Consider the following 13,498-nt stretch of genomic DNA (forward strand, 5'->3'; position numbering starts at 1 on the left):
AATAGACTGATATTGTATCAAATAATCTATCAGGTGGTCATGGCTTTATTTAATCCGTTCGGTTGGAATTGGCATTGCACACACATCGATAAAATTGGGGCTTTCAACAAACCACGCTTCTACTCGGTTTTTACGTGCTTCAATGAGGGCTTTAAATGCATTTGAGTCTGTTTTCATCACCCGAAATTCACTGTTATCAGTGTCTTTAATATCTGCTAATACTTGCATATCGGTGATGGGGTTAAATACCTGACCTTCAGTGGCTGTTCGCTGCAATAAATTAAAGTGTTCCATGCCTTCTAAAACACGACCAAACACGGTGATATTACGGTCTAAATAGCGCTGGCTATTGCCAATGGTTACATAAAATTCGGTACCACCCGAATTGATATCATTATCGCGGGCCATGGCAAAGACCCCTGGGCAATGTACTTGCCATGTTTCTGTTTGGCTTTGGTTTTGTGCCACAGCAAAGCCATTTAAAAAGCCCGTTTTAGTGGCATAGCCATCAGGCCCTTTAAGCTCTGTAATCGCTAAAGGCGTCTTTGTGCGTAGATAAAACTCAGCGGGTAACCCTTTTTTGGCATTTTTAACGGGTTTACTTTCGCTAGCATCCCCGCCCTGCGCGACAAACCCTTCAACAAATCGATACACACTTAGGCCTTGATAAAACCCTTCTTTGGCAAGCTGTCGCATGTTATTTGCGTGAATGGGCGCTAATTCATCGTTTAGTTCGATATAAGCCGCACCCGTAGGTAAGGTTAATTTAATGACGTTTTCGGCACTGACTTCTCGCCACTCACTGCTACTTGCGGTCATAATGATTTCGCCAGCAGAACGTTTTTGACTAGTTTCTTTTGCATCAACATCAATTGGTGCAGCTAAGAAGGCACCAAGGCATAAGGTTAATAGACTTAATTTCATTGTTATTATCTTTTAAGTAATTGACAATTCAGCCTATTAACTTAAACCTAAATAAGCAAGTAATAGCGATGTTTGAGCACAAGCGTAGGTATTAATCCCAATCAAACTTATAAAGAATATCAACATTTTGATTCAAGCCACTGGTCACCTCAATATACAGTTGCGACAGCAGTTGATAGCGAACCGCCACTTCACTTAATGAATCAAAAATACCGACACTGTATTTAACTTGAATACCTGGAGTAACATAGCCAGATATTTCAACTTTAGTGTCATCGCCACTACCACTTGAACTTAAACTGACATCTGACAAACCAAAGCTTTCGCCAATCTTAGAAACCATTCCTTCACTACGGTTAACACCTTGTGCAAGCAATAATTGAGTGAGCATCGCATCGGTCGAGCTATCTCCTTCATCAAGAGGTTGCCCATTTAATAAATAAGCCAATGCTTGTGCTTGATCCATCGCAGGCTCTGAGAATACTTTTAACGAAGGTTGTTCAACATTACCTGTTAAGGTAATACCTGCAATCACGCCATTCGAGGTGTTATCAGGGTTACGAATTGCCTTAATATTTAGGTAAGGCTTCTCAATTGAGCCGCTAAAACCAACTTGTCCAGTTCGGATTATCAAATCTTGACCAAAAGCGCGGTAGGTGCCCTGAACAAGGTTCAATTCACCCGTTGCTATCATCGGTGTAACTTGGTCCATGCTGATGTTGATGTCGCCTTCAACTTTCGACTGTAAGCCAAACGAGTCAACGCGCACATCATTTTCAACCAACACCTTTAAGTTAATAGCATAATCAAAAGGGACTTTTTCTGACTGTTGCTGCTCAATATCAACAATGACTTCATCATCGCTTACTTGCACAGCACCTTCTGGCAGCTCTTCAATGGCGATACGCCCCCATGGCACGACGACTTGGCCATCAAGATTAAACGCATTATCTTTCAACGACATAGTTAAATCTGGAGACACTTTAAAGGTAACATCTTGCTGAGCACGAACAAAAAACTCTTTACCATTTAACTTCACATCAACGTCTGGTAGTTCTTGCTGCCAATCAATCCCACCTGACAAATCGAGCGCGCCTCCTTCAGCATCTTTGAGCTCCCCCTTGAGCGTTGCACTTTGATTATTAAAGGCAATGTTCACATAAGAGTTTTGCAGCGATACAGGCAAGGTTGCCCCTTCAAGATTGATTTTTTCGACATCAAAGTCACCATTGAGTAATGGTTCTTTCAAGGTGCCTGCAATAGCTAATCGGCCTTTAATGTCGCCTGTTAATTGCTCAAGTGACGAAATAAAAGGCCGTAAGTTTGTTAACTCAATTTTCTCAATAACCAAGTCGCCCGCTAAGTTCTGCTGATTTTGAATATCATCAATGTTGAGCTCGGACGTCACTTTACCTAACACAGAGGAGTCAAGGGTAGCATTAAGTTTACCAACTTGCGCGTCACTCATTGCCGAGACCTCTAAAACCTCGACTGGTAATTTATAAACATTTGCCCCATCAATTAAAGATGCTTCTAGCTGCTGAGTTTTGATATTGGCACGGATGGTTTTTAATGCGCCATTATTCCAATTAGCAACAAACTCCCCGTTTGCATCGCCAGTTACTTTCAAGTTATCGGGTAAGAAGTGTTTAAATTCAGCAATAGATAACGCAGCAAGCTGTGCATTTAACTGACCTAATTGTTTAGTTTGCTGCAAGGTCTCAAAGCATAGTTTTGAGTTATCGCTTTGCCAGCAATGCGCGCCTACATTAAAGTCAAAGGTTTTGGTATTCACTTGAATATTAACTGGCTTATTAGTGCCAAAACGCACCTGATTATCAGTAACAAGAATTTGACTTAATGCACCTTGCCAAGTTTCTTTATTAAATTTACCGTCAACATCGAATGATGCCTTGCCTTGATCTGCATCGAGTAAAAAAGTTAAATGGTGATCTGTTTTATCGCCACTGGCATCTAACTCAATTTGATTAATTTTGTGCTCTGCGATCGATGCGGAATCAAGCACCAGTGATACATCCGTTTGCCAGTTTGCGGCGTAATCAAATTGCCCTTTTAATGTTAAACCGTCAACCTGAATATCTTGATAACTCAAGGTATTCAGGACTAAACTTAAATCAACAGTAGGCTCAAGACGCTCTCCACGCAAACTCAGATCAGCAAAGCCCTTGCCTTGCATAGGCAAAACATCTTGATCACTTGCATCTAAACGCAATTTACCGTCGACACGCCATACTTTATCCACCTGTCCCGATAACGCAATTTCATTTTTACCGCTTTTTATTTCAAGTTTTTTAAAACTTGCATGCAAGCTACTATCAAGCTCAAAATCCGACAACAAAGTCACTGGAATTTGATTCACAGAGCCATTTAATTGCGTGTTATCTAACGCAAGCTGCCACTCACCTGCCTGTAAGTTAAATGAACCATTGAATTCACCAGATAAATCACTACTAAGAGCATCCGTTAAATATTGGGCTTTTAAGTGGCTTAAAGCCCCTTTAAATTCGCTTTTTACCCCATTCGACCAATCAACAGATGCGTTAATATCTGCTTTACTGTCATTAGCATTGAGGCTTAATTGCTCAAGTTTTGCATTTGTTAAACTACCCTGTAATTTTGATTTCACAGTCATCGCAGGTAATGCGTCTAGTTGCGTGACTAAACTCAAATCGACAGCATAAGCATCGGCATGGCCTTTGGCTTTTAAATCAAAGTCCGATAATTGCAGCTGCTGTGTGTCTGTGGCAATTTGCCACTTTGCTATCTGGCCTATTAAATCAAATGGGTAATTTGTTTGTTTTAGATTCACAGCCCCTTTTAACTGTGCAGGGTATGTTCCTTGCGTTACTAAACTTAACTTTAAATCCGCAAGCGGGCCTGAAAGCGACAGATTAGCTTGATGTTCAGTGCTTTTTACAGACACGGCCCCCTCAATAGTGTTTTCACCAGAAAGCTCAGCCGTTAAATTAGTATGCAATTGCCATTGCTGATAGCTTGCAGCAAGCTTTTTAAGATTAATATCGCTCTCTTTGGCTGAGGCAACCAATTCAATATTTTCAATAAGCTGAGCCTGTTCTGCGCCATAAGGGGTAATGGCAACTTTACTTATTTGAAATTGCTTTAGCTCAACATCAATCGGGACCCTAATATCAATTGCGGGCAATGCTGGCAACTCAGTTAATGGGGCTGATTTAGGCTGCTCTTTTGTTTCGTGCAGCATTACAGCAACATCAGCAATAGTCAGTGTATCCACTGTTAAATCCGATGCTTCGCCGCGAGCACTTAAGTTTAGTTTGTTGACTGTTACATCGGCACTCGGGTGCGCTAGATTAAAGCGATTAATTGCAACACGCTTAACAACAACCTTCATAGGTAAACTAATTTGTGTGACTTGCTCAACATTAGGTTCTGTTTCAGTGCTCTGCTCAGTTGATGCAGCCTGACTTTTAATATTTAAATCAATCGACTGGGCGCTTAAATTATCAAGACAAACCCCATCACAACGCCACCAAAATAAATCAATTTTTAGCTGCTTTGCATCAAACTTAATGCTTTGATTTTCAAAGTGAACGTCAAACGCATCGTTATATAAAAAACGACCAGATGGCAACTTGATTGATAAGCCATCAACTAACTTATTCGCCGTGAATGCAATAAAGTGATTACCAGGCGCGGTGAATAACAAACAAAACACAATAACTAGCAAACTTGCCAGCGTAATTAATAGAACCTTGGTTATCTTTTTTAACATCTTCATTAGATTTCAGGCCCTATGGTAATACTTAATCGGGTACTTTTACTTTCTTTTGTTAAACCCCAAGCATGGTCGATACGTACAGGACCAACCGGTGTTAAATACCGAAAACCAAAGCCAGCACCGACTTCGACGCGGTCGCTAAAATCATTTGTTGCGGTACCACTATCGACAAATAAAGCTGCTCGCCAATGCTCGGCAAATTGATAGTTATACTCAATTGTACCGCTTATTAAGTATTTGCCACCAATTAAACGACCTTGTTCATCTTCTGGTGAAATAGATTCATAAGCAAAACCACGGACACTTTGATCCCCCCCCGCATAGAAACGAAGCGATAACGGTACGTCATTAATATCTTCAACCAGCATGGCACCTAAATTAGCTCTTAAGTACAGTAAATGACGATCGGCGAAGGTATTCAACCATGCGTTTTGCAGTTGTAAACGTAGGATATTAGTTGAAGACATCATGTCCTCTAACCCAAATTCAGCTGACAGCAGCCATTGGTACCCCTCGTAAGGAGTCGTTCCGCCCTCAGTGTCTTTTTTGGCGTAGCTGATACCCGGCATCAACATTTTTGCACTTTGTTCTTCTTCTCCAATTCGGTAGGTTTCATAATCACGGCGGATAAATACGGTTCGAACCCAATCATCTTCGGTTAGCCACTGGCGCTGTAATTGGCCAGTTAAAATTTTACTGTAAAGGTCATTTGTTACACCATCTTCGAGTTTATAGCCTAACGAAAAACGCCAAAGATCATCATTAGGGTCGTCTACTGGGACGGTATAACCTAGCGAAATATCTTGCTGCCTCTCTGACACATTTAAGTTGCTTTCAAGATAATGACCGTCTTCCGTTATCCATGGCTTAGTCCATTTAAAGCGAACTTTTGGGCCAAAATCAGTATTAAAACCGCCACCCACTTCATAGCTATTGGCTGGTTTATGTAATACATCAACATTAACTGGCACTTGGTTATTTTTACGTTTTGCAATGTCTGCATACACACGGACACTGGCAAAATAAGGGGTGCTCGACAGTGCTAGGTTGTAATCAGAAATGTCAGTCGCTTTATATGGCTGACCTTGTTTAAATTCAGCCAGCGAGCGAATGTATTTTTCAGCCGGGGTCTCAGTACCAATAGTGATATCACCAAACTGATAACGAGGCCCAGTATCGACATTAAAAATAATCTTTGCGCTATTATTTTTTAGCGATACCGCCAATTTATGCTCATGCCATTTTGCATCAAAATAACCTAAGTCTAATAGTTGGCTTTCAATGCGCTTTCTCGCGGCCTCATATTTGCCGTGATTTAAAAAGTCACCTTGTTTGATTTTGATGCTGTTGACGGCAGACATAAATTCGGCGTCATCTTTACCGGCACCTGTAATGGTTACATTGATATCTGCGATTCGAGTAACAGGACCACGCTCAACATCGACAATTAATAGCTGTTGTGCGTTATCAAAACTAATTTTGATAGTCGGCTTATAATAACCAAGCGCTTTTAAACTCATTTCTACTTGGCTTTTAGCATGACGCTTTAATGCCTTTGAGGTTTTTTCATCAATTAGTTGTTTAATGTAAAGCTCAACGTTTTTTTCGAGCTCACCACTGATCCCCTGAATTTTGTAATCTTTAATAACAGTTGAGGCACTAATCGCGTGCTGGCTGTATGAAAAGCAGAAAAAAACAAAGACAAAAAAGAAATGCCGAGTATACAAAAAATATCCTTACTTTTTTGGAAGAGTCATAATCTAAAATGAGTACAAAAAGATACTAGCACAGTGCCATAGCCACTGACATAATTGAAATGTTAAAATTAGTACGCGTTAAACAATTATTTTCGCTACAATAGCGGACAATACCTAGATTTATAATGAACGAGCGACTAAATGCACTTCCCTGATGACGAAAACGGTCAATTATTAGCTGAAATTGCTGACGCTGGTGTTGATTTAACCAGTATGCAAACTATCGATTTCTATATTCTTTTTGAACAAAAGCCTGAAGCAGAGAAATTTGCTAAAGCGATAACAAGTGATGAGCTTGCCCCTTCAACAGAATTAACCAAGTGCCCAGATACAGGGGTGTGGGAAGTCATTACCCGTGTGAAGATGGTGCCAGAACACACCTTACTTAGCCAAACAGAACAATACTTAGAAAGCATCGCTAATGGCCATAATGGATATGGCGATGGCTGGGGTTTAATGGCCGAAGAAGAATAAGCCACTCCTACATCTCGTAAGGGGATGAACTTAGTTGATTCGCCTTACGAAAACTGCCCTGATAATCAAAAAGCTTTTCTGCCACTTTCCAACCGTATTTTTTATTTTTACGCGCAATCACAAAATCGGGTGCAAGTAGTTGCTGTTGTAAATTAACAACCTGCTCCGCGCTTTGCCAATCCATTGGGGTAAAACCGGGTGCTGCTCGTTTACCAAACTGCTTATTAAAAATAAATCGCCCGGTGTCATTTGCTAAGTTAAAAACCTCATCACAACTAGCTCCATCTTCATCATAGTAGCTAATTTTAAGTAAACCTTTTGCGAGCAACTGTGCCGACAAACCACTACACCTTAATACCAAAGCATCTTTTAAATTAAGCGCTTCCCGCAGTTTATCATCAGGGTCTGCCATCATGGCACCACAAGACTGACACTGCCTTGCTGCAATGTCATTTTGCTCACCACACTGCTCACATTCTTTAAAACGAAAACGATAATCACACTGTATTTGCTCTTCACCATCGTCCAGCAAGCCTTGGCAGCGCCTACCAAAATGCTCAATCACTTTGCCTTCGCCGTCAGTTTTACCCCAAAAAATATTCGCAAATCCACAGCCTGGGCATAGTACTTGAACAGGCTCATTATCACTTTGCGCTTTTTTACTCCCTACCTCTGGGTAGAACAAATCAAAGCCATTACCAGCATAATCAATAACTAAGCAGTCTTTTTTTCCTTCGCTTAAACGAAGGCCTCGACCCACTATTTGTTGATATAAACTGACAGATTCGGTGGGCCGTAAAATCGCAATATAATCAACGTGAGGGGCATCAAAGCCCGTCGTGAGTACGGATACATTAACCAAATACTTTATTTTTTTGGCTTTAAATTGATTAATAATTCGATCACGCTCGTTATTATCAGTATCACCGGTGATAAGTGCCGTACTATCCTCAGGTAAGTAGCCAGTAATTTCTTTGGCATGCATCACGGTTGCAGCGAAGATCATCACACCATGACGCTGTTCACTGTACTCTATTACTTGCTTGATAATGGCTTTTGTCGCGCGGGTGCTGTCTTTTAATAACGCATTCATATTCTCAATGCTGTAACGACCAAATGAATCACTCGGCAGTGATGAAAAGTCATAATGGCTAATAGCTGCATCGACTTCATGAGGCGGCGTTAAATAGCCGTTTTTGATCATATAGCGCAGCGGTAACTCAAAAATACACTTTTTAAATGGTGCGTCTTTATCACCTCTAACAAAACCATGATAGTGATGATGATAAACCCAGCCCATTCCCATACGAAATGGTGTTGCAGTTAAACCAAGTACTTTAAGATTGGGGTTTTGTTTTTTTAGACTCGTTATCACCTGCCCGTACTGACTTTGTTCATCACCACTGACACGATGACATTCATCAATGATCAACAAAGAGTAAGCATCGGTAAGCTTATCGGTATTACGTGCCAATGATTGCACACTCGCAAAGGTCACTTGCTCCGTTAATGACTTTTGTTTTAATCCCGCAGAAAAAATACTTGCCTTAAAGCCAAAGCTAATATACTTCTCGGCGTTTTGTTCTACCAATTCTTTAACATGCGCAAGCACCATTATTTTTTGTTTGGCAATACGCGCAAGTTCAGCAATAACCAGGCTTTTTCCAGCCCCTGTTGGTAACACAATTAGTGCTGCGTCATCTGTTTGTCGAAAGTGAGCAACCGTGCGCTCTACGGCCTCTTGTTGGTAGGGTCTGAGTACGTACTTCATGTTATCGGACTATAATCGACATAAAAAAGGGAAGCATACGCTTCCCCTGGTATTCTTTAAAGCAAAAAATTAAGCAAGGTGTTTTGTTAAATCGACACCTTGGAATGCTTTAGGTCGTTTACCACGGCCTGTCCATTCTACAATTTCGCCATTAAATTCGATGCGGTACTTCGGTTTTACCTTAGTGCGTTTGTCTGTTGTTACTACATCCTGTAGATCTTCTAATGTAAGTCCTTTTTCTTTTAGTAAATCGAGTACCTCTTTTTTAGCTTCTTGCTGTTGAGTATATTTCTCGATAGCTGTGTCGATTAGCTGTTTTGCTTTTTCTAATTCAGATAATGACGCAGATTTTACAAAAGATCGGATTTCTTTCATTGAGAGCTCTCTTTAATATTAAAGTTAAGTAAAATGTATAAACATGAGTTAGTATATGCCCTATTCATAAAATAATCTATTCGACTCTAATTCTTTATCCTAACTTTTTATTATACCCATGCTCTGATCTGAACAATGACGTCTTTTAACTCAGTAATTAAATCAATAACAATGGCAGTATCATGATTATCAATAAACGTCTTTTCCGTATCTACAATTAGTTTTGAGATAGGTGGATATTGAAGCATGACAAGCGCTCCTTTCAGTTTATGAATAGCAGCAGACACTTTATCCAACTCATCACTATTGAGGTGACCTTCTAACGTACTCAAATCATCCTGCAAACTATTTATAAATACCTCTGCCAACATTTTTGCATCACTTTCGTTACCAAAAACATTAAGCCAATGCTCTATATCTTTGATCCCTTGCAAACTTACATTCTTACTATCTGTAATAATGTTTTCATCGTCTTTATTAAGATCAATAAATTCTGCAAGCCGATTATACAATTCATTAAGTTTATACGGCTTAAACAAAACACTGTTCATGCCTGAGCTGAGAGCTTTATTTAAGCAGGTCTTAGAGTCATCTGCAGTAAAACCGATAATTGGCAAGTTCTGGAATTTTTCTATCGTCCTGATCTGTTCGGCTAACTTAAAACCATCTAAGTGAGGCATATGGCAATCTGTTAAGAGTAGATCAAAGTCCCCTTCTTCAAGCGCCCTTAAAGCAGCTAATCCATCCTCGACCATTACAGCTTTTATACCTAATTTTTGACATTGTTTTTCAAGTAATAATTGATTAGTTTTATTATCTTCAGCAATTAAAATCTGGCCATATAAATGCGCTTTATCTGGGCTAATTATATCTAAGGTGGTATGAATATTATTAAGTAGCTCTCGTAATGAATCGGGATAAAGTGGTTCGATAGGTAGTAAATGACAATTACAATCATTTACTTGTTGAGTATTTCGGCTTGATGGCACAATAGTATACTTAGCAGCAATGCCTGCTTTTTTAGCACGCCACTGCTCTCCTAGTAACTCAACCATGTATTGCTCATCAATAATTAAATTTTCAGTCTGACTAAGTTCAGATAACTCCAAGGGCCAATCAAGTATGGTATGTTTGACTGCCATGGTTCCAAGCAGCCGGACCAGCTCTTCACTTTTACTACAAACAATCCAATACCCAGATGATGTGCTTAATTGAGGCTTTTTAGTATGTTGCAATGGGATAGATAAATAAACATGCGTCCCCTTGCCGTATGTGCTAGACAAAGTGATACTGCCTTGCATCGCGTCAACCAGCTGTTTTACTAGCGCTAAGCCTAAGCCTGTTCCGCCAAATTGGCGTTGAAAAGAGTTATCGGCTTGCTCAAATGGTTTATAGATTTGAGCAAGCTCTTCAGTTGTCATCCCCTTACCGGTATCTGTAATTGTGATATTTAACAACTGTTTCTCAAACTTTACCTCGCAAGTTATTGAGCCCTGACTTGTGAATTTAACTGCATTACTTAGTAGGTGTGATAAAACATGCATTAAATGATTAATATCAACCGATGTCGATGTGTAAGCAGCAGTCAGCCAATTTAAATTGAAATGAAGTCCCTTCTGTTTAGCCTGATGTTCATGTGCTCGTAGAATGCGACACAAATGAGTTTCCAAATCAACATTCTCAACCACTACTTCGATGTTACCCGTACTAGTGTCTGCAAAATATAGAATATCATCAACTAAACCTTGTAGTTTAGTTACTGAAACCTCAATGTGTTCGATTAAAGTAGATTGCTCACTGTCTACTTGTGATGATTTTAAAAGCTCAATAAAACCATTTACCCCAGATAAAGGCGTCCTTAATTCATGACTCATCGTCGCAATAAAACGACTTTTAACTAAATCAGCTTGAAGCGCCTGTTGGTTGGCCTTATTTAATTCAACTTGATGATGTTTGAGTAAGCTAATATCTAATAAGATACCATTCCACCTAACCCCTTGTTGTATATCATTGCCTTTTGTTTGTGCATTGGCAATATAACGACACCAAACTTTTTGGCCAAGATTATTAATTCTAAACTCAATATCAATCATGCCTTTGCGCTTACTTGCTTGCTTAAAGGCTTTAGCTATTTGCACCCGGTCTTCATCAACAATACAAGGGGAAATACATCCGGTCATACCGCGGCTATTGAGTTGTCTTGATGTTACTCCCAATAAACTTTGCGCCCCTTTGCTAATATAGGTATAACACCCTTCACCATTATCATAATATTCATACTGAAATACCCCGCCAGGGATAGTATCAGTAATCGTTTGTAATAATTGTTGAACCGCTTGGTTTTCCCTTTGAAGGTTATGATGTTCAGTCAAATCAGTGATGACGGTCATAATCCCTGCCAACTGACCATCAACTCCAAGATATGGCTTTTTAGTGTAGAGAAGCTCAAGCTTCTTTCCTACTTTATTGGTAAAGTTCATTTGACGATTAAAAACTTTTCCAGAGTGCAAGCTTTGCTTATTTTGCGTCAATAACTGGCTAACTTGTGCTAACTCGTCACGTAAATACTGTTTTTTTTCGTCCCATAAATGAGCAAAATTATCCTTATAGGCTTTATTCCACATTATCCTTTTTTGCTCAGAATCTTGTATCACTACCATTGTAGGTAAATCGTCGATGAGTTTTTGAGTGAAGTTCAATTTACTTAACGCAACTTGCTCAGCCTCTTTTCGTTTTGAAATCTCACGGTTTATGGTAATCCGCCAGCTAACAAAATAAATAATCGAAATACAGATAAGAATTAAGGTTAAAATTGCAGTTGTATTAACGGTGGTTTTGTCATATCCACGCTCGATATTAAAAATACCATGGCGATTGACAATATGATTGAAGTCATTGCTCGTTAGTGTTTTGAAAAGGCTTTCAAGTAAACTGACTAATTCAGTAAAGTTTTTATTCACAAGGAAATAGATCGGCTGATTATATCGGTATTTAGGGTTGATATAAAATTCGCCTATGTAAAACTGATTCAATTGATATGCCGCAATGCTTTGCGGTAAGATAACACTATCAATCGTGTCGTTCCTCAAAGCATAAAAAAGTGTCACAATTGAGCTAAATGACACCGTTTCTAAATTCTCAGCACTTGGCAGCTTCTTTTTTGGATCTGCAAACAGATCTATATAACCAATACGCTGAGTTTTACTCGAACGTTTAGAAATTAAAACCATTTCTACGCTTACGTGCGGCGGTAAAGCAATCAAAACACCTTCATTAATTCTTGTTGGTGTCATCGTCGGAATGAGATCGATCTTATTCGCTAAAAATAATCTTTCTAATTCTTTGGAATTTGCAGCAGGGATATATTTAAACTGGAACCCACTTCGTTCAGATAGTAACTCAAGGGTATCATTTAAATAGCCTGTAGCTTCGCCAATTTGATTTGTGTCATTAATTGGAAACAAACCATCAATAAACGAGAACGTAAGTAAATAATTATTGTTGCCTTTCACACTTACTTTATTGAATTCACGTTTGAATTGACTATAGGCTTTTGCGGCCAAATATTCTTCACTTGCCGAACTTTCCCATAATTGTTTCGTGGTTGGAGAGATAGATGCTAAAAAAGAATTAACTTGATTACGTAAAGCCGTCTTCTGTTGGTTGAACATGACATGAAATGTTTCACTAGAAAGCCAGATAGGACTTACAACTTTAAGACCGTCTTTACCACGATTTTTTAACTGATGAGACAAAACTGAATAATCACCTAAAAAAGCATCAAATGAGCCATCCGCCACTTTTTTAAACGCATCATCTGGTTTTATAAACCGATTTATATAAAGCGCCCCATTTTCTGCTAGATATTCGCAATGCGAACTCCCAGTGATACAAACCCATCGTAAACTAGCAAAGTTCTTTAAGGCACTATTCGCAATAGATTGATTTACAACTATTCCTCGAGGACCTTCCATAAAGGGTGTTGAAAATAAATAATGTTTTTTACGTTGCGTGGTTTTATTCAATCCAACCGCAAAGTCTATTTCACCAGCTTTAAGTCCGTCCAGAAGCTCGTCAAGACTGTCGTAAACTCGGTACTCTAAATCGGCACCAGCTAAACGCGCTATTTCGTTACTGTAACCAACAATTACACCAGTATATTGACCATTTGCGTCTTGGGTGTGATAAGGAAAAAAATTATAACTTACGATACCAGCTTTGAGTTGCGTCGCAGAAGCAATACAAGAGAATAAAAGCGTAATAGCATAGAGGTAAAAGAGAAATCGTCGTTTCAGAACTAAACCAAGCAAAAGTAAATAACTAGATACATTCTAGCAGTGAAATTTAAATACTCAACTTTTGTTTAAAACTAGCTACTATAAAAATTAACAAATAGATGATTCGATACAGACGTACAGT

The 13,498-nt window shown here is 39.2% G+C and carries 7 protein-coding genes; 1 reads left to right on the forward strand and 6 read right to left on the reverse strand.

The window, feature by feature from the left end; genetic code table 11:
• Positions 1–45: 45 nt before the first annotated feature.
• The 3 genes from L1266_RS11580 to L1266_RS11590 form a co-directional block, all read right to left on the reverse strand.
• Positions 46–924, reverse strand: coding sequence for a peptidylprolyl isomerase (locus tag L1266_RS11580; protein ID WP_235377571.1), 879 nt, complete (start codon positions 922–924; stop codon positions 46–48).
• Positions 925–1,015: 91 nt separating this feature from the next.
• Positions 1,016–4,702, reverse strand: coding sequence for an autotransporter assembly complex protein TamB (gene tamB / locus L1266_RS11585; RefSeq protein WP_235377572.1), 3,687 nt, complete (start codon positions 4,700–4,702; stop codon positions 1,016–1,018).
• The gene (locus tag L1266_RS11590) at positions 4,702–6,429 is read right to left on the reverse strand and encodes an autotransporter assembly complex protein TamA (protein WP_235377573.1); all 1,728 of its coding nucleotides are present in this window, start codon (positions 6,427–6,429) and stop codon (positions 4,702–4,704) included. Before L1266_RS11590 ends, tamB begins: the two co-directional genes overlap by 1 nt.
• A gap of 171 nt (positions 6,430–6,600) precedes the next feature.
• Between L1266_RS11590 and L1266_RS11595 the strand changes: the two genes are divergently transcribed.
• Positions 6,601–6,933: a ribonuclease E inhibitor RraB gene (locus L1266_RS11595; protein ID WP_054553668.1), complete on the forward strand. Its 333-nt coding sequence runs from the start codon at positions 6,601–6,603 to the stop codon at positions 6,931–6,933.
• Positions 6,934–6,940: 7 nt separating this feature from the next.
• Here L1266_RS11595 and L1266_RS11600 read toward each other — a convergent pair whose 3' ends face one another.
• From L1266_RS11600 to L1266_RS11610, 3 genes are all read right to left on the reverse strand, one after another.
• The gene (locus L1266_RS11600; protein WP_235377574.1) at positions 6,941–8,704 is read right to left on the reverse strand and encodes a DEAD/DEAH box helicase; all 1,764 of its coding nucleotides are present in this window, start codon (positions 8,702–8,704) and stop codon (positions 6,941–6,943) included.
• Between the two features lie 69 nt (positions 8,705–8,773).
• Positions 8,774–9,079, reverse strand: a complete 306-nt coding sequence (locus tag L1266_RS11605) for an H-NS histone family protein (RefSeq protein WP_054553670.1) — start codon at positions 9,077–9,079, stop codon at positions 8,774–8,776.
• Between the two features lie 110 nt (positions 9,080–9,189).
• Complete coding sequence (locus L1266_RS11610) at positions 9,190–13,389, reverse strand: ATP-binding protein (RefSeq protein WP_235377575.1); 4,200 nt, start codon at positions 13,387–13,389, stop codon at positions 9,190–9,192.
• Positions 13,390–13,498: the final 109 nt, after the last annotated feature.

Origin of the sequence: Pseudoalteromonas sp. Cn5-37 (genome assembly GCF_021532495.1) — a bacterium.
Lineage (GTDB): Bacteria > Pseudomonadota > Gammaproteobacteria > Enterobacterales > Alteromonadaceae > Pseudoalteromonas > Pseudoalteromonas simplex.

Coding starts and splice junctions, on each gene's coding strand:
- L1266_RS11580 (WP_235377571.1), bottom strand. CDS start 924: ATGAAATTAAGTCTATTAACCTTATGCCTTGGTGCCTTCTTAGCTGCA.
- tamB (WP_235377572.1), bottom strand. CDS start 4,702: ATGAAGATGTTAAAAAAGATAACCAAGGTTCTATTAATTACGCTGGCA.
- L1266_RS11595 (WP_054553668.1), top strand. CDS start 6,601: ATGCACTTCCCTGATGACGAAAACGGTCAATTATTAGCTGAAATTGCT.
- L1266_RS11600 (WP_235377574.1), bottom strand. CDS start 8,704: ATGAAGTACGTACTCAGACCCTACCAACAAGAGGCCGTAGAGCGCACG.
- L1266_RS11605 (WP_054553670.1), bottom strand. CDS start 9,079: ATGAAAGAAATCCGATCTTTTGTAAAATCTGCGTCATTATCTGAATTA.